The organism is Microbacterium sp. A93, from assembly GCF_051842835.1.
On record NZ_JBPXMT010000007.1, the window covers coordinates 196,994 to 220,431 of the forward strand.

Annotated in this window: 14 protein-coding genes; 7 read left to right on the forward strand and 7 right to left on the reverse strand. The window is 64.3% G+C overall.

All coding sequences use genetic code 11. The features are described 5' to 3' along the window. Positions 1–7: 7 nt before the first annotated feature. The 4 genes from ACSU1G_RS18530 to ACSU1G_RS18545 form a co-directional block, all read right to left on the reverse strand. Positions 8–2,398, reverse strand: a complete 2,391-nt coding sequence (locus tag ACSU1G_RS18530) for a response regulator transcription factor (RefSeq protein ID WP_439281451.1) — start codon at positions 2,396–2,398, stop codon at positions 8–10. 161 nt (positions 2,399–2,559) lie between these two features. Next, positions 2,560–9,981, reverse strand: a complete 7,422-nt coding sequence (locus tag ACSU1G_RS18535) for a DUF6923 family protein (protein WP_439281452.1) — start codon at positions 9,979–9,981, stop codon at positions 2,560–2,562. Between the two features lie 419 nt (positions 9,982–10,400). Next, complete coding sequence (locus tag ACSU1G_RS18540; protein ID WP_439281453.1) at positions 10,401–10,676, reverse strand: hypothetical protein; 276 nt, start codon at positions 10,674–10,676, stop codon at positions 10,401–10,403. Positions 10,677–10,759: 83 nt separating this feature from the next. Continuing rightward, complete coding sequence (locus ACSU1G_RS18545; RefSeq protein WP_439281454.1) at positions 10,760–11,797, reverse strand: LacI family DNA-binding transcriptional regulator; 1,038 nt, start codon at positions 11,795–11,797, stop codon at positions 10,760–10,762. A gap of 309 nt (positions 11,798–12,106) precedes the next feature. On the opposite strand from ACSU1G_RS18545, the gene ACSU1G_RS18550 reads away from it, so the two are divergent. Genes ACSU1G_RS18550 through ACSU1G_RS18580 form a run of 7 tightly spaced genes read left to right on the forward strand, consistent with a single transcriptional unit; the run spans position 12,107 to position 21,495 of the window. Next, entirely contained in the window at positions 12,107–13,426 is a 1,320-nt protein-coding gene (locus ACSU1G_RS18550; protein WP_439281455.1) for an ABC transporter substrate-binding protein, read from the forward strand. 34 nt (positions 13,427–13,460) lie between these two features. Further along, complete coding sequence (locus tag ACSU1G_RS18555) at positions 13,461–14,432, forward strand: carbohydrate ABC transporter permease (protein WP_439281456.1); 972 nt, start codon at positions 13,461–13,463, stop codon at positions 14,430–14,432. Further along, the gene (locus ACSU1G_RS18560) at positions 14,429–15,331 is read left to right on the forward strand and encodes a carbohydrate ABC transporter permease (RefSeq protein ID WP_439281457.1); all 903 of its coding nucleotides are present in this window, start codon (positions 14,429–14,431) and stop codon (positions 15,329–15,331) included. The genes ACSU1G_RS18555 and ACSU1G_RS18560 overlap by 4 nt, the downstream gene beginning before the upstream one ends. After that, the gene (locus tag ACSU1G_RS18565) at positions 15,328–17,820 is read left to right on the forward strand and encodes a glycosyl hydrolase 2 galactose-binding domain-containing protein (protein ID WP_439281458.1); all 2,493 of its coding nucleotides are present in this window, start codon (positions 15,328–15,330) and stop codon (positions 17,818–17,820) included. Before ACSU1G_RS18560 ends, ACSU1G_RS18565 begins: the two co-directional genes overlap by 4 nt. Beyond that, positions 17,817–18,773: a glycoside hydrolase family 113 gene (locus ACSU1G_RS18570; RefSeq protein ID WP_439281459.1), complete on the forward strand. Its 957-nt coding sequence runs from the start codon at positions 17,817–17,819 to the stop codon at positions 18,771–18,773. Before ACSU1G_RS18565 ends, ACSU1G_RS18570 begins: the two co-directional genes overlap by 4 nt. Continuing rightward, a complete protein-coding gene (locus ACSU1G_RS18575; RefSeq protein WP_439281460.1) occupies positions 18,770–19,699 on the forward strand; it encodes an N-acetylglucosamine kinase in 930 nt (309 codons plus the stop codon). The genes ACSU1G_RS18570 and ACSU1G_RS18575 overlap by 4 nt, the downstream gene beginning before the upstream one ends. Beyond that, complete coding sequence (locus ACSU1G_RS18580) at positions 19,696–21,495, forward strand: ABC transporter ATP-binding protein (RefSeq protein ID WP_439281461.1); 1,800 nt, start codon at positions 19,696–19,698, stop codon at positions 21,493–21,495. Before ACSU1G_RS18575 ends, ACSU1G_RS18580 begins: the two co-directional genes overlap by 4 nt. A 15-nt stretch (positions 21,496–21,510) precedes the next feature. Here ACSU1G_RS18580 and ACSU1G_RS18585 read toward each other — a convergent pair whose 3' ends face one another. The 3 genes from ACSU1G_RS18585 to ACSU1G_RS18595 are packed head-to-tail and all read right to left on the reverse strand — an operon-like array spanning position 21,511 to position 23,437. Continuing rightward, positions 21,511–22,275, reverse strand: coding sequence for an ABC transporter permease (locus ACSU1G_RS18585; protein WP_439281462.1), 765 nt, complete (start codon positions 22,273–22,275; stop codon positions 21,511–21,513). Next, on the reverse strand, positions 22,272–23,072 hold the full coding sequence (locus tag ACSU1G_RS18590; RefSeq protein WP_439281463.1) for an ABC transporter ATP-binding protein: 801 nt from the start codon (positions 23,070–23,072) through the stop codon (positions 22,272–22,274). Before ACSU1G_RS18590 ends, ACSU1G_RS18585 begins: the two co-directional genes overlap by 4 nt. Next, positions 23,069–23,437: a DUF1048 domain-containing protein gene (locus ACSU1G_RS18595; protein WP_439281464.1), complete on the reverse strand. Its 369-nt coding sequence runs from the start codon at positions 23,435–23,437 to the stop codon at positions 23,069–23,071. Before ACSU1G_RS18595 ends, ACSU1G_RS18590 begins: the two co-directional genes overlap by 4 nt. Between the last annotated feature and the right edge of the window lies 1 nt (position 23,438).

Sequence of the window (23,438 nt, forward strand, 5' to 3'; positions counted from 1 at the left end):
TCGAAGGTCACTGACGGTCCTCTGGCAGCACGCCGAGGAGCGATGCGGCAACGAGCGCCTCTGCCCGGGAATGGACTCCGAGCTTTCGATACACCGACCCGAGGTGCACCTTCACCGTATTGAGGGAGAGATGAAGCTGCTGCGCGATGTCCGCCCGCGCGGTGTGATCGCACAGCGCGCGCAGAACGGCGAGTTCCTGACGCGTGAGCAGCGACCGCCGGACACCCCAAGCGTCATCCGCCTGCACACAGGTCGGCAGCTTGTCCAGCACGGCATGAAGCGCGTGCTGCGCGGTGACTCCGACCCCCGAGTCGGAGATGAGAGCTTCGCGTTCGGATTCGGCGAGGAAGACGAGCGGGAAGTGCAGCCCATGAATCTCGCAGAGGACATGTAGCTTCGCCCGCGCGGAGGAGAAGTCGATGGAGTAGTCGCTGTATCTCGCGACGAGCAAGGATGCGATGGTCGCGAAGCTCTGCTCGAGCGGCGTCTGCGCGGTCAGTCCGGCCGAGACAACCTTCGCCACCGCCCGTTCCGCGTTCCCCTCCCGCGCGGCGATCAAGGCTTCCAGTGCCGCGTGCGCGGCGCCCTCCGCGGCAGACACTCGCCCGGGGATCTCCTGGCGAGGATGGGTTCCGGCTGCCTGCAACATCAGTCGCAGACGACGAAGCCGCTCTCTGATCCACGGGTGCGTCGTGTCGGCGAGTCGTTCACGCACCCGCTCGTTGAACCACGTCAGTGCCGCTGAGGCATCGCCCCGAATCAGCTCTGCACAAACCTGCGCGAAAACGACGACATCCCAATGCTCCGTTTCCGATTCGAACTGGATGAAGCGCGCGAGAACGGACTCAAGACGAGGAAGATCCGCACGATTGATTGCGATCAGCATCTCTGCCAGGTCGAAATAGGTCCTGGTGTACCCCGTGCGCCACGCTGATGGCCAGTCGTCTTCCGCAACCTGCTCCAGCCACCGCTCTGCCTCCCGAGTCGCCCCGCCGTCGGCGGCGATGAAAGCGAGAACTGACGCGGACGAATTCCTGCGATGCCCCAGGCCATTCTCTTCGCAGTACTCGAAGAGGAGCCGGTAGAGGTCACCGGCTTCTTCGCTCTCACCGGCGTAGAGGAGACTAACGCCGACCTGATGCACAACCGTCACGAAGATCTGGTTGAGTGAGACATCGACGTCACCGTTGACAATGAGCTTCGCCGCTTTCCGATACGCGCTCCTCGCCTTCGAGCGACTTGCACTGGCCCGCCCGGCCCTACGCAGGACATAGGCCTGCATTCCCATGAGGATCATCCGCTCTGTCCGCGGTAGCGTTCGTCCGCCGACGTTTCCGCGTGTTCCTGCTACACGAAACTGCGTGATCGCGCGCTCTGCACCATCGGGCTGGAGGGCGAGCTGCACGCCAATCCACAGCGCCAGCATCGGGTGGGCCAACTGCTCGGATCGAGGCAGACGCCTGATGAGGTCCGTCGTCACCTCGCTCGCATCCGGAGTGAACGGAAAAGTGCGAAGGCCGGCAGCGGCGATGAGGTCGATGTCGCCGCTGCGTACGGCAAACGCCAGCGCAGAGGGCGGTTCGAATCGCTCTTCGAGGAGCCAGCGCGCAATTATCGCAGCTGTTGAATGCTTGCGGCGGTCGTCAGATGAGCTCTCAGCCGCAGACTGCGACCATTCACGCACGACGTCACTGTAGTGAAACGTGCGCTTCCCATCGGGCGCGGCACGCCATGCTCCGATTCCCTGCTGCGCCATCCGATCAAGCTGAGCGACAACGTCGTCCTGGCCTGTCAGCGCTTTCGCGAGTCGAATGTCAAGGTAGGGCGCGTCGCTCGTTGCGCGGATGAATGTCTGTGCGGCGTCGAAGGCGGCGATCTGCCACAAACCTGCGTACGCACCGTTACACGGCGGTTGCGCCGGACGACTGCTCACTGATGCATCGCTCGAGACGGGACTGATCTCCGCCGAGGTTTGAGGCCTGATGAGGATGCCTCTCACATGCGTCGTTCGGGAGAGCAGAGCGACGAAATCAGTTTCCAGTTCCGCGACGAGATCAGGCTCCACAGCGCTGGCATCGACGACGATGACGAAGTGATCCACATCCTGCGCGATCCTCGCCAGACCCTCCGCAGCCGCGTGCCCCGACTCGTTGGCCGCCTGAAGTTCGCGGTGAAGCCTGGCATCGTCGATTTGCCCCTGCGAGTGCAGATAACTGATGCCACGACGCCACAACACACCGGCACTCGCGATCGGCTCCCCTGACGGCAACCGCGCGTCCAGCCAGGCGATGGTGTTCATTGTTGCGACCGCGGATTGCCGGGTCCACGCACGAACACCGTCATTGTCATCGGCTGCCAGGTCGGCGTCGACGACGATGAATCGCTCTGCGCTGTACAACAGATCCCTCCCTCTGATACCCCGACCGTATCGACCCCGCGTGATCATCAGCAAATCGCGCAGAAAGGCCAGCGTGCGGGTGCAGCGCTGGCCTTTCTGCAGCCGTACCGATGAGAGACCCGGGGAGGATTCCACTCATCGGTCGGACACTTGAGAGGCCCCTATCCGACGGTCTCCAGTTGGCGGCGCCGGGAGTAGAACCAGATCCCGAGAGCCACGAGCACAAGACCCGCTGTACCACCGATGCCCCATGCCGCGCCACCGGTGATTGCAAGACCGGGGATGACATCGATGACCGTACGACAATCGGGATCTCCTGAATCCGGTGCGCAGTTGGCGCCCGACTCCGGTGCCGTCACGACGACGTTGGTGATCTCTCCGACATGCGTCGCCGTCACCGAATAGGTCACCGACACACTCTCGCCCGAGGCAAGCGCGCCTTCCCAGCTCAGAATCGGAGCGTCATACTCTGCCCCGTGAGTGGCGTCGTTGTTGTACGTGCCAAGCGAGAGTGCCGAGCTGAGGTCGTCGCTGAACGCCGCAGGACGCGCATCCGTGTAGTCGACCTGACCGATGTTGGTCACCGTGATCGTGTACGTCACGGCGCCTCCGACAGCGACTGTTTCCGAGGAGACCTGCTTGTCCACCTGGAAGGCGGCGATGGGTGTCTCCACCGCGCAGTCCGCCGCAGTGTCGCAGGTTCCCGCAGGGCCGTCGGGGATCACCGAGTTGCGCAGCATCCCATCACCCGTCGCCGGTTGCGCGACGGTGACCGAATAGGTGACGACAACGGACTCGCCCACCGCCAACGGCCCAGACCAGGTCAGCTCACTGCCTGCCACTGCGCCGCCGGCCGAAACGTCGCCGTTGTAGGCGGCGTCATCGAGAACCTCGGAAAGGTCGTCGATGAAGGATGCCGGGGCGTCCTCGGTGTAGGCAACCTGACCGGTGTTGGTGACCGTGACGCTGTATGTGACGACGCCGCCGAGGACGACATCTTCGACGTCGGCATCCTTCGCGACCATGTACGAGGCGATCGGCGTCTCGGTGACGCACTCCTCCTCAACGCACTCGCCGCCCGGTGCCGATGGCATAACGACGTTGCGCAGTGTGAAGTCGCCTTCGACAGGAACATGCACGGTGACCGAGTAGGTCACCTCGATGCTTTCGCCGACCGCGAGCGGACCGCTCCAGCTCAGCACGTCTCCGTCAACGTCGCCGCCGTCAGAGACGTCGTCGTTGTAGGTGGCGTCATCCAGCACACGCGACAGGTCGTCGGTGAAGGAGGCTGGCTCCTCCTCGGTGTACGCGACCTCTCCCGTGTTCGTGACAGTCACCGTGTAGGTGACAGTGTCGCCGGGCAGTGCGGTCGCCGCATCCGCGCTCTTCGAGATGGTGAAGGATGCCGCGGGCACGTTGGCCACACACGCCGGGTCAGTCGACTCGACGTCACAGTTGCCGCCGGATCCCGGAGGCGTGACGACGACGTTCTCGAGGCTGCCGTCGCCAGTTGCCGGTTCGTTGACGGTGACCGAGTAGGTGACCGTCACGCTGGTACCGATCGCCAGCGGCCCAGACCAGGAGAGCACGCCGTCGACGTACTCGACGCCTGTACCGCTGTCGCTTACGGCGTCACCGTTGTAGGTGGCGTCATCAAGCACCGCGGCGAGATCATCCGTGAAGGATGCCGGCATCGCGTCCGTGTAGTCGACCTGACCGGTATTGGTGATGACGATGGCGTACTCGACAACTTCGCCGGGCACGACCTCTGTCGACGCGGTCGTCTTCGCCAGGAGGTAGGAAGCCAACGGCGTCTGCGTTGTGCACACCGTGTCGCATCCACCACCGGGTGCGGTCGGAACGACAGCGTTGACGAGATCGAAGTCGCCAAGGATCGGGTCGTCGATGGTGACGGAGTACGTCACCATGACGCTCTCCCCTGCTGCCACAGCGCCCGACCAGGTGAGGGTGTTGCCGCTCACGGCACCGCCCTCGGATACGTCGCCGTTGTAGACCGCATCGTCGAGCACGCCCGAAAGGTCGTCCGAGAAGCTCGCCGGGTTGCTGTCGGTGTAATCGACGGCACCGGTGTTGGTGACCGTGATCGAGTAGGTGACGACACCGCCGGGCAACGACGTCGCCGCATCCACCTGCTTGTTCACCGTGTATGAGGCGACCGGTGTTTGCGTCACGCAGCCGTCCGTGGCGACACATGAGCCGCCGGGGCTGGTCGGAACGACCGCGTTATCGAGCATCTGGTCGCCGCTGATCGGGTCGTTCACTGTCACGGAGTACGTGACGGTGACGGTTTCGCCTACCACCAGCGCTCCGCTCCAGCTCAGCACGGCGCCCTCGACGGCAGCGCCTGAGGAGGCGTCATCGTTGTAGACCGCGTCGTCGAGCACGGCGGTGAGGTCATCCGTGAAGGATGCCGGCGCCGCGTCGGTGTAGTCGGCTTGGCCGGTGTTGGTGACCGTGACGGTGTACGTGACCTGGTCACCCGGCATCACGCTGGCGACATCGGCTGCCTTGTCTACCGAGTACGACAGCACGGGAGTGGATGCCACGCACTCGGCATCCGGATCGCACTTGCCGCCGGGGCCATCCGGGATGACCGCGTTGGTCAGCGTGCCATCGCCCGTTGCGGGGTCGTTGACGGTGACGGAGTACGTCACCGTAACGGTCTCATCAATCCCGACCGGCCCTGTCCAACTGAGCTCGGCGTCCACGACCGTGCCACCCGCGGTGACATCGCCGTTGTAGGTTGCGTCATCGATGACCGAGGAGAGATCGTCGGTGAATGTTGCCGGGTAGTCGGTGTCGTAGGCGACGCCGCCGATGTTCTCGACAGTGACCGTGTAGGTGACGACACCGCCGGGAACGACAGTGGCCGCGTCTGCGGTCTTCGAGACGAGGTACGCGGCGATCGGAGTCGTCGTCACGCATTCATCCACGATGCACTCCCCGCCAGGTGCCGTCGGCGTGACGACGTTGCGGAGTTGGAAGTCTCCGCTGATCGGGTCGTCCACGGTCACCGAGTAGGTGACCGTGATGCTCTCGCCGACAGCGAGAGCCCCGCTCCAGGCGAGCTGGTCGCCCGTGATGACACCGCCGGTGGAGACATCGTCGTTGTATGTGGCGTCGTCGAGCACACGTGCAAGGTCGTCGCTGAACGAGGCCGGAGCCGCGTTCGTGTAGTCGACCGAGCCGGTGTTCGTGACGATCACCGAGTAGGTCACGACGTCACCGGGAAGAGCGGAGGTGACATCCGTGCTCTTGGACAGGGAGAACCCTGCCGCGGGGATCTGCACAGTGCAGTCGGGGTCGGTCGATCCCTCGTCACAGTTTCCGCCAGTACCGGGCGGGGTGACGACGGTGTTCTCCAAGCGACTATCGCCCGATGCCGGGTCGTTGACTGTGACGGAGTACGTCACCGTCACGGATGCGCCGATCGCCAGCGGGCCGGTCCATTCGAGCACGCCGTCGACGTATTCGATACCCGCACCGCTGCCGCTGGCCGCGTCGTCGTTGTAGTTGGCGTCGTCGAGCACTGCGGCAAGATCATCCGTGAAGGATGCCGGATTGGCAGAGGTGTAATCGACCTGGCCGGTGTTGGTGATGACGATCTGGTACTCGACGACGTCCCCGGGTACGACCTCGGTGGAGGTAGAAGTTTTCTCTACCCGCAGCGCGGAAACCGGCGTCTCGGTCGTGCAGTTGACATCGCATTCTCCACCCGGTGCCGTGGGCACCACGGCGTTGACCAGCGTGAAGTCACCCGATACGGACGCGTCGACCGTGACGGAGTACGTCACCGTGACAGTGTCGCCCGCGGCAAGTGCGCCGGACCAGGTGAGTGTGTTGCCGGTGACCGCGCCACCGGTGGAGACGTCACCGTTGTAGACGGCATCGTCGAATACACCAGTGAGGTCGTCGGAGAAGCTCGCCGGGTTGGCAATCGTGTAATCGACATCGCTGGTGTTGGTGACGGCGACCGTGTAGTTCACGATGCCACCGGGCAGCACCGTGGCGACATCCGCTTCCTTGTTCACAGTGAAGGAGGCAACGGGTGTCTCGGTTTCACAGCTGTTCCCACTTGCACACGACCCGCCGGGTGACGGCGTCGAGACGGTGTTACGGAGCGCCTGGTCTCCGCTGATCGGATCGTTCACGGTCACCGAGTAGGTGATCGTCTGCGACTGACCTGCGGCCAGAGGGCCGGACCAGGACAGGACTGTCCCGGTGAGGGTGGCGCCCGAGGATGCGTCGTTGTTGTAGGTGGCGTCATCGAGCACGCCACCGAGCTCGTCCAGGAGTGCGGCGGGGGTTGCTGCCGTGTAGTCGGCCTGCCCGATGTTGGAGACGGTCACGCTGTAGGAGACAACGTCGCCCGGCATCGCCGAGCTGACGTCCACGTCCTTCTCGACGGTCAGCGCGAGCACTGGGGTCTCAGTGATGCACGTGTCTGCCGGCTCGCACTCGCCTGTCGGCGCAGTGGGGACGACCGCGTTCGTGAGCAGACCGTTCCCGCGCAGCGGCGAGTTGACGGTGACGGAATAGGTAACCAGCACGGTCTCGCCGACGGCGAGCGGTCCTGACCAGCTGAGCTGGTCTCCGGTGACGACGCCACCGGCGCTGACATCGTCGTTGTAGACGGCGTCATCGAGCACCGCTGCGAGGTCATCGGTGAAACTCGCGGGGCTGCCCGCGTCGAACGCCACGGCGCCGGTGTTGATGACCGTGACCGTGTACGCGAGCACATCGCCAGGGATGACCACACTCTTGTCGACCGACTTCGATACCGAATAGCTCTGAATCGGCGTGAGCGTACACAGTCCGTCTGCCGGGTCGCATCCCGGATCGGGGGCCTCACCCGGCGTCACGATGTAGTTCGCCGCGATGCTGTCACCACGGTCGGTGGGCGCGTTGACGGTCACGGTGTACGTGATCGTCGCGGTCGCGCCAGCCGCGAGAGTACCGCGGATAGCGATAATGTCCGCCGCCGGACCGGTGGCTGTGACAGATGCGGTGTCGGATGCCACGGGCGTTGTGATCGCGGCATCGTCGAGCACACCGGCGAGGTTGTCATCACGGTTGACATCGACCACGGTCGCGCCCGTGTTCGTCACGGTGATCGTGTACGCGAGCTCGGTGCCGGCCTGGACGGGGTTCTCTGACGCGACGACCGACTTGGCGTAGATGACTCCGGTGATCGGAGTCGTCGTGCAATTCGGTGCAGCAGGGTCGACCGGAGTGCATTCGCCGTCCGGCGGAGGTGTCCCACCCGGAGGCAGGAGGAAGTTCGTCGCGACGCTGTCGTTGCGGTCCGCATCGGGCAGAACGGCCACCGTGTAGGTGACGGTGTACTGCTCGCCAGCGGGCACCAATCCGGTGATCGTGATCTCATCGCCGTCGCGCGCGACGGTCAATCCGTCAGGCGATGTCGGCTCGATCGCGATCTCCGCGTCGTCGAGAACGTGCACGAGGTTGTCCACTGCGTTGACCGTTGCCGGGGCTTCCCCTGTGTTGTTGAAGAACAGCGTGTAAGTGATGGTCGATCCCGCAACTACGGGATCCGACGACGGCGTCGCCTGCTTCCACTGCGTCAGATCAGAGCCAGGTATCTGCACAGTGTCGCAGCTCGGCTGGCCGGCAGCCGTCTCCGAGGCGGGAATGCACGCCCGGTTGTCGAGGAGCTGGTCGCCGGCACCCGTGTAGACGACCGAGTAGGTTACGGTGACCGACTCGCCGACACCGAGGGCGCCGGACCAGGAGAGCTTGGGCGTGACGTACGTCACGACCCCCGACGACAACATCCCGAAGACGAAGGTGGCGTCGTCGAGAACCTCAGTCAGATCATCGGTGAAGGTTGCCGGCGCTGCCGCGGTGAACACACCGGGGCCGACGTTGGTCACGACGACGGTATACTCGACGCTCTCCCCGACCGCGGGAAGGTCGGTGCGATCCGCGGTCTTCGTGATGGTGAGCTTGGGCAGCAGGAACTCGACTTCTGCACAGCTCTCCCCGGTCACCGGGTCACGACCGTCGACGGGCGGAGCACACGCCGGAGGAGTCGAGTCCGTCGGGACGTTGGGCTCCCACGCCACGTTGCGGACGTCGCCGTCGCCGCCCGCCACCATCGTGACGGTGTATTCCAGCTCGACCGTCGCGCCGGCGGCGAGTGCACCAGACCAACTGAGTGTCGGAGCGGTGTAGGACACCGTGCCTGGAAGCGTCGCGGAAGCATGAGCGTTGTAGGTCGCATCGTCGAGAACTGCCGAGAGGTCGTCGAACACGTAGGCAGGATCCGCGTCGGTGTAGTCCGCAGCGCCGACGTTGGTCGCCGTGACGATGTACGTCACAGTGTCTCCCACGCGCGTGTTCTCCGTGGCGTCAGACTGCTTGGTGATCTCGAGAATGCGAGGGCATACCTCCGCGGAATCGGAGTTGTTCGTCTCATCCGGGTCGAGCTCGTTGCCGAGCACCGTTGCCGTGTTGTTGAAGCAGTCCACCGCTGTCGCAGAGGAAGTACCCGTGATGATGATCTCTACGCTGTCCCCTGGGAGCAGGCGACCACCGGCGCAGCTCACCGTGTTGATGTCGGCGGTGCAGGTGGCGTCGTCGCTCGTGACGCTCACACCCGTCAAATCGGCAGGCACGACGTCGGAGAAGGACCAGCCACTTGATTCGCCGGGGCCGTTGTTCGTCACCGTGAGGGTGTAGGCCACTTCGCCACCGGGCGTGAACCTCGGCGGAGCAGACTTGTCCATCGCGAGATCCACCGGGTCGCCGGGGATCGCCGTGCCGTCATTACCCGAAGAGGGAGGACCGGCGGTCATCGAAATGACCTCAAATGTGGGCGTTGTGGAACTACCATTCGTAATGCGAAGCTGCGCAATGTTGCCGGTGCCGTTGTTGGAGAATCCGAGGTTCCCATTTCCGAACTTCCAGGCGGCGCCCCAGGCGCCACCCACCGCACCCGGAATCACTCCGGGGAAGTTCGTGAGGATACCGGTATTCGGATCAATTCGGGCGATCGTGCCGGCCGGCTGAGCGGCGTTGTAGTTGAAGGCCCAGAGGTATCCGTCGTGGACCTCGAAGTCTGCCAGCGTCCAGTTCGCGCCGGTGATCGTGGCACCAGCGGTGATCGCTCCCGTAGTGGGATTCGCCCGGTACAGAACGGCCGACGTGCTCACCCCGCCGTTGGTCGAATAGAGGAGACCGTTTGCAGGGTTGAACGCGCCAGCCCACTGCGCCACCGGGTAGGTCGCCGAGCCGACTCGAGTCACGACGCCGCCCTGGCCAATGCGCACCAACGCGTTCCGCGGGATCCCGCCGATGGCGGTGATCACTGCGCCATAAACAAACTGATTAGCGGCGTTGTAGCTGATCGCGTTGTAATTGCCGCTGGCGATCGGACCGCCCTCGGGCGTGAATGCGTACGTGCCGTCTCCGGCGGTCTCCGAGCGGTACAACCCCGTTGGGCTGCCGGTCTGCGACTGAGCGACGAACACAGTGGGGCGCGCATCGTCGAAGGCTTCCCCTGGCGCGGCACTCGCGCTGGGTGCCGCGAGAGGTGACACGGCCGCGAACATTCCTAAGACGAGTGCAGAGGCCGCGAGCGCGGCGATATGACGCATCCGTTGCCCGAATCCGGACTCTTCGATCGCACGACCGCTGGCACGGTGTCTCTGCGCATTCCTCAGCACTATTGCCCCCTCGGCACTCAATCACCGACGTGCCGACGACGCACTTGCCACGAAGTCGGGCTTGCACGCGCAACGGCAACGCTGTGTGTCTCTGTCACTCTGCGGACCGGAATATCGCAGGCCGACTTGATTCCGAATATAGGGTTCGGCCGGTGCCCGATTCGACAGGGCCGGGACTTTGTCTCAAAACTCGCCCCGGGCTAGCCCTCAGAGGTGAGTCGGCGCATGCCAGCCAGGGTCGCTGGGCCGCGCCGTAGCGGGAAGCATGGTTTCAGAGGCCCGGGCCTGGCGGCTCAGCCCAGCTGCGTTCGAATCAGGCCCCACAAGAACAGCACGGTTGGCCAGAGCGTGACGAACAGCACGACCGCGGACATGAGGAAACCGATCAGGCTGAAGGTTGTGCCGCGAAGGTTCGGATCGGCGCGCAGCGCACGCCGCGCCTGAAGACTCGTGGAGATACCAGCGAGCGCACACGGAATGGCGACGTACCAGAGCCCCATCGGCACCAGCACCGCAGCAGCAAGGGCGAGCATCAGACTCGCGATCGCCGGGCCGGTCATCGCACGCACTGGCGTCGGTTCCACCGTCACTACGCGCCTCCGATCTCGTGTCGAGTTCCAGGAACGGTACCAGGTAACGAGGTCTTCCGCTGTCACGGCGCCCAGCCTTGAATCGGACGGGCTTCAGCGGGAGGGCGCTCGCCCGTTCCTCGCTCGATGATCCAGGTCGGAAGCGTGATCTGCTGCGTGAATCCGGAAGGATCTGCGATCCGCTCAAGCGCGAGGCGCGCCGCACGCCTGCCGAGCTCCAAAGGGTCGTACGAAATGACGGAGACGCCGAGAACGTCACCGGTATCGAAATCATCGAAGCCGATCAGGGCCGTGCGCTCACGATCGTCAATGTCGCGCAGCAACCGCAGTGCACCGATGGTCATGCGGTTGTTGCCGGCGATGATCGCGGTCGGCGGCTCAGCCGAAGTCATCAGTGCGCGCATCATCTCTGCCGAGTTGAGCGAGAGATCATCACGCAGCACTTCCCACCGCGATGTGTCGGTGATCCCGGCCTCCGCCATCGCTTGCCGGTAGCCGCCAATTCGCTCGATCTGCGTGTACACCGCGGCCGGGTTGCAGACATAGGCGATCCGTCGATGCCCCACCGCGATCAGACGCCTCGTCGCTTCGAGAACTGCGGCACGATTATCGAGGACGATCGAGTCCGCGGCAAGATTTCGTGCTGGTCGATCGATGGCGATGACTGGCGTGCCCAGCTGACGCTCACCCTCCAGATACGACTGGTCATCGCTGACCGGAACGAGCAGCAACGCACCAACCCGCTGCGCGAGCAGAGCGTCCGCCACCCGCGCTTCGCCGTCGTCGGTATCATCGGTGGACGCGACGACGAGGCCGTATCCGTGCTCGGAGAGTTCCTTCTCCAGGCCCGCAGCGATCTTGTAGTAGAACGGGTTGCTCAGCTCGCCGATGATGAAGCCCACGGTGCGGGTTCCGCCGCCTCGGCGCAGCCCCTGCGCCAGTGAATTCGGCCGAAAGCGGAGTCGCTTCGCGGCGGCGAGCACACGTTCCACCGTCTGCGGCGCGACGAGCTCGCGCTGTGCGAACACCCGCGACACCGTCTTCGAACTGACTCCTGCGAGTCGGGCGACATCGTCGAGCGTTGCGCGCTGATCAACCATTTTCGATCCTCCTGACCGAGCACTTTACACCGCAAACCGCGCTCATGTGACAAATGACGACCATGGACATTTGAGGGACATTTCACGCCGATACTCGTCCAGGTTTGATTTTAAAACCCAGTTCAAAGTCATTATCTGCGATCGGACATCGAGCAGGACACGACAAGACAGCGCTGTCATTGGCCACTTGTGGGAGCGATCCCATGCGGGTTACTCTGACCGCGCGGGCTCCACGGTCGTAGCGCTTCTACATGTCGCACTGCGCGAGCACGTGATGGTTTCAATGGTGAACCTGACAAGGAGAAAAACATGGCACGCAAATCTCTCGTGGCCGTTGCGACGCTCGCGCTCGCTGGTGCTGCGTTGACTGGATGCTCAAGTGGCGGCGGCGGCGCCGCCGATGCATCCAACACGATCGACGGAGACGTCAAGGGCGACATCAAGGTCGTCACCTGGCGCACCGATCTGATCGAGAACGGAACGTTCGACGCGTACGCGGAGGAGTTCAACAAGACCTACCCCGACGTGAAGGTCACGTTCGAGGGCATCACTGACTACTCCGGCGAGATGCTCACGCGCATGAGCACAAACAACTACGGCGACGTCATCGGCATCCCGGCAATCCAGCCCGACCAGTTCGATCAGTTCCTCGAGCCGCTCGGCGACACCGCGTCCTTCGCCGACAAGTACCGCTTCCTCCCCGCGGCCAGCTTTGATGGCACGCAGTACGGCATCGCCTTCGGTGGCAACGCGAACGGCGTCGTCTACAACAAGAAGGTGTTCGAGGAGGCTGGCATCACGGAACTGCCGACGGACGAGAAATCGTGGCTCGAGGCGCTACAGAAGGTCAAGGACAACACCGATGCGATCCCGATGTACACGAATTACAAGGACGGTTGGCCGCTGACCCAGAGCTTCAGTAACGTCGGCGGCATCACGAACAACCCGGACGCGGTGTCCGAGATGGCTGAGGACCCGGCACCGTGGACCGAGGGCTCCGACGTCTACGCAATCGACGGCCTGCTGTACGAATCCGTCGCCGCTGGGCTCACCGAGGAGGACCCACTCACGACCAACTGGGAGCAGTCCAAGGTCGATATCGGCACCGGCAAGATCGCGACGATGACTCTCGGCTCGTGGGCGATCTCTCAGCTGCAGGCCGCGGCTGAAGGCAACGGCGCCTCGGCTGACGACATCGGCTTCATGGCCTTCCCGTCAAACGTCGACGGTACCCAGTACGCGGTGATCGGCGGCGACTACAACCTCGCGGTGAGCAAGCACTCCAAGGCGAAGGCCGCATCCTGGGCATGGATCCAGTGGGTCGTGTCCGAGTCTGGCTACACCGAGTCCGAGGGCATGGTCTCGCCGCTGAAGGACGCAGCGCTCCCCTCCACACTCTCCGACTTCGAAGCCGAGGGCGTCCAGCTCATCGAGACCAACCCCGCCCCCGCTGGCAAGGAAGGCCTGATCAACGAGGTCTCCGACGACGCGCAGATCGACCTGTACGGCCAGATCTATCGCCAGAAACTCATCGACGTCGCGCGCGGCGCGGCCGATGGCGATAAGGAGAGCTACTTCGCAGAACTGAACGAGCGCTGGGGCGCTTCGGTCGAGAAGCTCGCGGGTTGAAGCTCGCGGACTGAGACGAGAGGGCGGCGGAGACATGACCATCACAACTTCCGGGGCACCGGCGGGTTCATCCGCCGCCCTCTCGCAGGCCACGCAGGTGCGCCTGTCCGGCGGGAAGACCCGCCGGATCGGGCGCACCGGTTTCCTCCTGCAACGACTCACCCCCTGGTTCTTCCTGGCCGGGGCGGTGGGGCTGCTCCTGCTGTTCACGTATTGGCCGGCGCTGAATCTGATTTACTTCAGCCTCACCGACTGGGACGGCATCGACCTCGACAAGAACTTCGTGGGTCTGGACAACTTCGTCCAGGTATTCACCGATCCACGCATCTTCTCCGTGTTCGGCGTTAGCCTCTATTACTTCGTCGCGTCATTCGCGCAGATGGCGATCGCGCTCTACTTCGCGACGATCCTGAGTTTCTCGACGCGGTTTTCGAGCCTCTTCCGCGGCATCCTGTTCTTCCCCTACCTGATCAACGGCGTCGCCATCGGGTTCGTGTTCCTCTACCTCTTCCAGCCCGACGGAACGCTCGACACGGTGCTCAGCTGGTTCGGTCTCACCGATCCGCCGCTCTGGCTCGGTGATGCCGATGTCGTCAACATGTCCCTCGCTGGCACGTCAGTGTGGCGATACACCGGCATGAACTTCGTGCTCTTCCTCGGCGCGATCCAGTCGATCCCGCATGAGCTGTACGAGGCCGCCGACCTTGACGGTGCGAGCCGTTGGCAGCAGTTCTGGGCGATCATCTTCCCCGGCATCCGCCGTGTGGTTGGGCTGTGCTTCATCCTCGCGATCTCGGGCAGCCTTGCGGTGTTCGAGATCCCATTCATCATGACCGGTGGCGCAAACGGCTCCGCCACGTTCGTCATCCAAACGCTGCAAACGGCGTTCACGTTCCGGCAGGTCGGACTCGCATCCGCGATGGCCGTCGTGCTGCTGGTCATCGTGCTGCTGGTCACCTGGATCCAACGCAGAATCTTCCCCGACGAGAAGGTTGACCTGACATGACTTCCACCGAGTCGCTGCGCACAATGCCGTTGCGCACCACACAACCCAGGCAGATCCATGGGCGTTCGCACTGGGAGCGCCTCCGTAGCGGCAGCGCAACGTCGGCAAAGTATCTCAGCCTGATCATTGCGTCGGTCGTGACACTGTTGCCGCTATCGGTGCTGTTGTTCGCCAGCCTGAAGACGGCTCCCGAGTATGCGCAGACCGGGCCGTTCGACCCGCCGTCGAGCTGGCTCAACTTCGACAACTTTGTCACCGCGTTCACGAGCGGAAAGATGCTCGAGGGTTTCGTCAATACCGCGATCGTGCTCGGCGTCTCACTGGTGGGAACGATCTTCCTCGGAACCATGGCTGCGTACGCGCTGGACCGTTTCCAGTTCCGCGGCAAGAAGGTTGTCTTCGGCCTGTTCCTGGTCGCAACGTTGATCCCCAGCGTGACCAGTCAGGTGGCGACATTCCAGCTGATCAATGGGCTGGGTCTGTACGACACCAAGACCGCGCTGATCCTGCTGTTTATGGGCACCGACATTATCGCGATTTACCTCTTCATTCAGTTCATGCAGTCGATCCCGATCTCGCTCGACGAGGCGGCAATGATCGACGGCGCGAACCGTTGGACGATCTACTGGCGGATCATCCTGCCGCTGCTCAAGCCCGCAATCGCTACGGTCGTCATCATCAAGGGCATCGCGGTGTACAACGAGTTCTATACGCCGTTCCTCTATCTGCCATCGCAGGGCCTCATTTCTACGTCGCTGTTCCGGTTCAAGGGACCGTTCGGCGCCCAATGGGAAGTCATCGCCGCGGGCGCTGTGCTCGTAATCATCCCGACCCTCATCGCGTTCCTGCTGCTTCAGCGCTGGATCTACAAGGGTCTGACCGCAGGAGCCGTCAAGTGACACATCTCACCGCCCGCACGCTACACGACGGATGGACGGTGCGTGCCGCATCCGGTCCCGCACCCACCGAGGTCGCGTCCGCGCTCATCCCCGCGACTGTGCCTGGCACCGTGCACGTGGATTTGCTGGCCGCCGGCCTCATCCCCGACCCGTTCCACGGCGTCAACGAAGCACTCGTGGCGTGGATCGGTCTGGTCGACTGGACATACGAGACGACGTTCGAGTGGACGCCGGATGACAACGCACGGCATGATCTCGTGTTCGACGGCCTCGACACGGTGGCGGCGATCCGGCTGAACGGTCATCTCCTCGGCGAGGTGGCCAACCAGCACCGTTCGTACCGCTTCGATGTCCGGACTCTACTCACCGAGGGCACGAACCGGTTGGTGCTCGCGTTCCGCGCGCCGGTGCCATACGCCAACGCGCAGAGCATCACGCTCGGTACCCGCCCCCGGCCGTACCCGCTGCCTTACGATGCCATCCGCAAATCCGCGTGCAACTTCGGTTGGGACTGGGGCATCGCGACCTTCACCAGTGGTCCGTGGAAGCCGATCCGACTGGAGTCGTGGTCGGGTGCGCGTATCGCCGAGGTACGCGTGACTGCGACACCAGACGGCGACGGCGGACTCGTCGATGCCGTAGCTGTGATCGAGCGCAATGACGCGGATGCCGCACTGTCGCTTCGGCTGTCCGTCGGAGACCGCACTGCCGAAGTGGATGTGGTCGGCGACCGCGCGAGCATCCGCCTGACACTCGACGAGGTCGAGCGCTGGTGGCCGACCGGCTACGGTGCACAGCCGCGCTACACAGTGCAGGTCGCACTCGAGGCAGACGGCGAGGTCATCGACGACGCCACGCGCAAGGTGGGCTTTCGCACCGTGGAGTGGGACACCGCCCCGGATGACGCAGGCAATCCCTTCACCCTGGTCGTCAACGGCCAGCCGGTCTTCGTCAAGGGCGTCAACTGGATTCCGGATGACGCGCTCCCCGTGCGTGTGGACCGCGCACGCATCGAACGCCGCTTCCGTCAGGCACTGGACGCCAATCTCAACCTCATCCGAGTGTGGGGTGGCGGCCTGTACGAGTCGGACGACTTCTACGATCTAGCCGACGAGCTGGGTCTGCTCACGTGGCAGGACTTCCTGTTCGCCTGCGCTGCATACCCGGAGGAGGAGCCGCTGCGCTCGGAGATCGAGGCGGAGGCGCGCGAGAACATCGTTCGTCTGGCGTCGCATCCGTCGCTCGTACTGCTCGCCGGAAACAATGAAGCTCTTGAGGGCTTCGCAGACTGGGGTTGGCAGCTGCGCCTCGACGGAAAGACGTGGGGTGCGCATTACTACTACGAGCTGTTTCCGCAGCTCATAGCCGAACTGGCCGCACATGTGCCGTATGTTCCCGGCAGCCCGTTCAGCACGGGCATGGGTTGGGACCCGACGCCGACGTCCGAGTCGCCGAGCGGCACGCAGACCGGGCCGCATCCGCTCGATCATTCCTCCGGGACGGTGCACCTGTGGCGCCAGTGGAACGACCGCGACTGGACCACCTACCGCAAGCACACTCCCCGATTCGTGGCGGAATTTGGATGGCAGGGTCCGCCAGCATGGACGACGCTCGTCGAGTCGCTCGATGACGCGCCGCTCACCCCAGAATCGCCCGGCATGGTGGTGCACCAGAAGGCGATGGAGGGCAACACGAAGCTCACCAACGGGCTGCTCCCGCACTTCCGGTTGCCCGAAGACATGGAGACATGGCACTGGGCAATGCAGCTGAACCAGGCGAATGCTGTGGGTGCGGCGCTGGATCACTTCCGCTCCTGCGCGCCGCACACCATGGGTGCGATCGTCTGGCAGCTCAACGACTGCTGGCCGGTCACCTCGTGGGCCGCGATCGACGGTGCGGAACGCGCGAAGCCCCTGTTTCATGCACTGCGCAACGCGTTCGCGCCCCGGGTCGCCACGATCCAACCGCGCCCGGATGCGCTCGTCGTCGCACTCGGCAACGACACTGCCGAGGCGTGGAACGGACCTCTGGCGCTACGCCGACTGTCGTTCGACGGCGCAGTCCTGGCCGAGCGCACGATCGACGTCGCCGTGCCTGCGCGCGGCACGCTCGTTGTGCCGGTTCCTGCTGAGTTGGCGACGCCGTCGGATGCCGCCGGCGAACTCCTCGTCGCCGAGGCACCGGATGCCCGTGGCCTGTGGTTCTTCGCCGAGCCGCGCGACTCCGCCCTGCCCGCGCAGGAGATCGCGCTGTCCACGCGAACGGTCGACGGCGGCACGGAGGTGACGCTGACCGCGAAGGTGCTCGTGCGCGATGTCACGCTGCTCGTAGACAAGGTGCACCCCTCGGCGCACGCCGAGGAGGGCCTGCTGACGCTGCTCCCCGGCGAGACCGCGCGGATCTTCGTGCGTCACAACGGCTCACTCGATGCCACCGCTCTCGCCAATCCCGGCGTGCTGCGCAGCGCGAATCAGTTGGTGACCGCGTGAGCGCTCTCGACGCCCCCGTCTGCGGAATGACGTGGGGCTGGACGGGAGTGCGTGGCACCTGGGCGACGCCGACGGCTGCGCATTCGATGCGAGAAATGGCCGACCATGCGGTGACGTGGACGGCAATCTCCTACGCGGCACTTCAGGCCACACCGTTCTCGACCGAGATCCCCTTCAGCGATGCTCCGACGGTGGCCGATGACGAGATCGTGTGGGCGATCCGCGAGGCGAAGAATCTAGGGATGAAGGTGTGTCTGAAGCCGGTCGTCAACGTCGCGGACGGCACCTGGCGCGCCCACATCGGCTTCTTCGACTGGGATGTGCCTGGCGAGCCGACTTGGACGCAGTGGTTCGCCTCGTACCGGGAGTTCATCCTGCATTCCGCCCGCATCGCCGAGGCAGAGAGCTGCGAGATGTTCTGCATCGGATGCGAGATGGTGCGCGCCGATGGTCAGGAAGCGCACTGGCGTGCACTGATCGCCGACGTGCGCGAGGTCTACTCGGGGCTGGTGACCTACAACTGTGACAAGTACCAGGAGGATCACGTCACCTGGTGGAATGCCGTCGACGTGATCTCCTCCAGCGGGTACTACCCGGAGGGCACGTGGGAGGAGCACCTCGACCGCATCGAGCGCGTGGTCGAAGCAGCTGATCGCCCTTTCGTCTTCCTCGAAAGCGGATGCCCGTCCCGCGAGGGATCTCCGGCACTTCCCAACGACTGGAGCCTGGCCGGGGCTCCATCCGGTGAGGCGCAACTCGCCTGGTACGAGGAGATGTTCGCCGCATGCGCGCGCAGGCCGTGGGTGCGCGGCTGGTTCCTGTGGGACTGGCCCCCACAGCTCTACGACCTCGCGGATGCGGCGGCGAACGATGATTACTGCCCGTACGGCAAGCCCGCTGGCGACTTCCTGCGGGCGACATATTCCACGTTGAGCGTCAAGGAGTCGGCGTGACTACGAGGAGTGTCATCGCAGTCGATGCGGGCCAGTCCGGGATAAAGGTGCGAGTGCTCACTGTCGAGCGCAGCGACGACCTTCTGTTCCGCGGCATCGACACTCACGAGCCGCTGCTGCCGCAGCTCGCAGAGGTCGTCCGCGCCTCGATCTCGCAGACGAAGACTGCCCCCGGCATCCTGACCGCGGGGATCTCCGGACTCACGGCACGAGATGCCGATGCGGGTGCCCTGCTCGCTCTTACGCGCACAAACGGCATCGAAGAGGTCGCCCTCGCGCACGACTCCACCACGTCCTATCTAGGCGCGCTCGGCGATCAGCATGGAGCGGTCGTCGCGTCAGGAACAGGTGTCGTGACTCTGGCGGCCGGCCCGCGAGAGATCGCCAGGGTGGACGGCTGGGGCAACATCATGGGCGACGCTGGAAGCGGGTATTGGATCGGGCGCGAGGCGCTTGACGCGGTCATGCGTGCCTACGACGGCCGGGGCCCCGCCACCGGACTCACCGACGTCGTGCGCGCGACGTGGCCCGATCTCTCACAGGCATATATGACACTGCAAGCGAACGAAGAGCGCGTGCGGATCGTCGCGGCATTCACGACCCAGGTCGCCCGCCTGGCGTCCGAGGGTGATGCCGTGGCACTCAGAATCACCGCCCGCGCGGCAGAAGAGCTGAGCACGAGCGTGACGTGCGCGATCCGGCGCGTCCGCGAAGACGACGAGGTGTTCACCGTGTGCGCGATCGGTGGTGTCTTCCGGTCTGCCCCGTTGCAGGAGGCATTCCGCACGGCCCTGACGCGCGCCGAGCCAGACTCCGTCAAGCTCGTCGCACCCTTGGGCGCAGGTATCGACGGGGCCGTCGCTCTCGCTGGCCTCGCCGCCGAGCATCCGTTCGCCGCGCATCTGCACCGCGCGGGCTCGGCGTGACCGTCCCCCGGACGGGACTGATCCCACTCGTCGACCCCGAGCGCCTACTGACGATGAGCGTGCGTCGCAGTCAACCATTGCGTTCACTGCTGCGGATGCTGCGCCCGCACCGCGTCGGGATGTCGCTCGCCGTCGGCGCGTTCGCCATCAAGGACAGCGCCGCATGGGTGCTGCCTCCGGTTACCGCAGCAATCATCGACATCGTCGTGGGTGGCGGTCCAGTGACGAACATCGGATTCTGGGGACTTCTTGCGCTGAGCGTGCTGGTGCTCAACTACCCGTTCAACATGATCGTTGTTCGGCTAACCAGTACCGCGAACCGGGCGCTTGCGTACACGGTGCGCGCGGGCCTGGCCGCGCGATTGCAGCGGCTTTCGCTCGGTTTTCACAACCGACAGAGCGCCTCCGTGGTGCAAACGAAAATCGTGCGCGACGTGGAAAACCTTGAGCTCATGCTCGCGCAGGTGTTCCCTACCGTGATCTCCGGGCTGTCGACGCTGGTCGGCGCCCTCGTTGTCACCGCGCTGAACGTGCCGTTGTTCATCGCTGTCTTCGCAATTGCGATCCCGGTCGCCGCGACGCTCATTGTCTATATTCGCCGTCGCGCGTCCTCACGCAACGAGGCGTTCCGCATCGAGGTTGAGCAGCTCTCGGCGCGGGTCAGCGAGATGGCGGCACTCATGCCGATTACGCGCGGTCACGGCTTGGAAGATGTGGCCACCGCGCGGGTCGCAGAGCGCGCCGATTCCGTGCGCCGTGCCGGACGCGACCTCGATGTGCTCAACGGTCGTTTCGGCGCGATGTCATGGATTGCCTATCAAGTGCTGGGGCTCCTGTGCCTTGTGGGTGCGGCAACGCTCGCGGTGACGGGCATTGTGCCGATTACCGCGGGCCAGGTCGTGCTGCTGAGTACCTACTTCGGCATGCTGACGAATGCGATCGTGATGCTGATGAACGCGGCGCCGGTCTTCACGCGCGGTATGGACGCGATGCGGTCCATCGCCGACGTGGCCGAGGAACTCGATGTGGAAGACAGCCGAGGTAAGCACTATGTGTCGTCCGTGCGGGGCGACATCCGCCTGGAGAATGTGGTCGTGCGGTATTCCGCCGATGAGCGACCAGCGCTGGACGGCATCAATCTCGACATCCCGGCGGGTAAGACCGTCGCGTTCGTCGGGCCGTCCGGTTCGGGCAAGTCGACCATCCTCAACACCGTGCTCGGTTTCGTCAGGCCCGAATCCGGAGTCGTGCGCGTCGACGGCCGTGATCTCGCGGATCTCGACCTTCGGGCGCTGCGCCAGTTCGTCTCGATTGTCCCCCAGGAGACGGTGCTGCTGGCCGGGTCTGTGCGGGAGAACGTCGCCTACGGGTCCAGCCACGTCGACGACGTCGACGTCTTCGCAGCGTTGGCCGAGGCGAACGCCCTCGACATCGTCACCGGAACACCGGAAGGACTCGACACGATCGTCGGCGAGCGCGGCTCGCGCTTGTCCGGGGGTCAGCGTCAGCGCCTTGCGATTGCCAGGGCGCTAATCCGCGATCCGCGCATCCTCGTTCTGGATGAGGCGACCAGTGCTCTCGATTCGGCATCTGAGGCACGGGTGACCGAAGCGCTTGACCGAGCCCGCACCGGACGAACGACCCTGATCGTGGCGCATCGTCTGTCGACTGTGCGCGGCGCCGACCTGATCGTGGTGGTCGACGGTGGACGCGTCATCGAGACCGGAACGCATAACGAACTAGTCGCGGCTGACGGCCTGTACTCACGCTTGGCGCTGGTGCAGTCCGGCCACTAGCCGCAACGCTTGCCGTCAGCTGAGCTTCTTGCGATACACGGCGACTGCAAAGCCGTAGGCGACGACGAGGATGCCGACGAGCCAGGCGAGGGCGATCCAGATCTCCGCACCGGCGGGCTGTCCTGCGAACAGCGCCCGGATGGTGTTGACGATCGACGTCACCGGCTGATGCTCCGCGAACCAGGCGACCGGTCCAGGCATCGATTCCGTCGGGACGAACGCCGAACTGATGAACGGCAGAAAGATGAGCGGATAACTGAACGCGCTCGCGCCATCCACTGTCTTGGCGGAGAGCCCGGCGATCACGGCCAGCCAGGTGAGCGCGAGGGTGAACAAGACCAGGATGCCGGCGACCGCCAGCCAGGAACCGAATGATGCAGCGGTGCGAAAGCCCATCGCGAAGGCAACACCAGTGACCAGCACCACGGACACGATGTTCGCAATGGCGGAGGTGAGCACGTGCGCCCACAGCACACTGGAGCGTGCCACCGGCATCGACTGGAACCGCTCGAAGATGCCGCCTTGCATGTCGAGGAACAGCCGATACGCGGTGTAGGCGACACCGGAGGCGATCGTGATGAGCAGGATGCCCGGCAGCATGTAGTCGATGTAGGAACCACCGCTGCCGGTGTCGATCGCGCCGCCGAGCACGAAGACGAACAGCAGCAGCAGCGCGATCGGAGTGACCGCTGTGCTGATGATCGTGTCGGGGCTGCGAAGGATATGAGTCAGCGATCGCCCGGTGAGAACACGAGTATCGCTGAGCACGTGACTGGTCATGACAGTTCCTTTCCGTTGGATGCTGTGGTCGCTGTCTCGCCGACGAGAGCGAGGAAGACGTCTTCGAGGGAGGGCTGCTTCTCGATGTACTCGACCTTCGCCGAGGGGCGGAGCTGCTTGAGTTCGGCGAGAGTGCCGTTCTGAATAATGGTGCCCTTGTGCAGAATCGCGATCCGGTCAGCGAGTTGCTCCGCCTCATCGAGATACTGCGTGGTGAGGAGCACCGTGGTACCGCCGTTCGCCAGCTCCTTGATGGTCTGCCACACCTCGATCCGCGCCTGCGGGTCCAGGCCAGTGGTCGGCTCGTCCAAGAAGATCACCGGCGGGTTGCCGATCAGGCTCATCGCGATGTCAAGCCGACGCCGCATCCCACCCGAGTAGGTGGCAGTCTTGCGGGCGCCGGCATCCGTGAGCGAGAACCGGGCGAGCATGTCATCCGCGATCTCTCCAGAATTCTTCAAATGACGCAGCTTCGCGACCAGTACGAGGTTCTCCCGGCCTGTGAGCACCTCATCGACTGCGGCGAACTGGCCCGTCAGGCTGATCGACTGACGCACATCGTTCGGCGCTGTCGCGACATCGAACCCATGAACCACTGCCGTACCCGCATCCGCCTTCAACAGCGTCGACAGGATCCGTACGAGCGTGGTCTTTCCGGCACCGTTCGAACCGAGAAGCGCGAAGATGCTGCCCGACTGCACATCGAAGTCGACACCCCGCAGCACCTGCAGATCTTTGAAGGACTTCGTGATGCTTTTGACTCTGATAGCGGGCCCACTGGGCGTAGCGCTGGTCATCGTTCCTCCTTCTTCTCCGCACTGTCGATCGCGTTCGTGAGGCGTGCGCGCTCCTTGTCGATCCACCGCTTGCCCAAGTAGGCACTGGCGAACGTCTCGGTGAACTCCACCGGATCGTCACCCACGATTTCGCGCACGGGCGTGCCATCGACCGCGGCGCGCTCCCAGAGGTCAGCCAGGTCGGTGAACATCGTCGTGAGAGTGTCGCCATCGGTGACATTTCCGGAGTACATGAGGTACCGGTGCATTGCACCCGCTGCCGAAGCATAGGGCTCGGGGAGACCATCGATGCGGGCTTTGTCCTGCTTGTACAGTTTCTTCTGTTCGAGCGATCCAGTGAGCGCTTCGATCCATTTTGCGGCCATG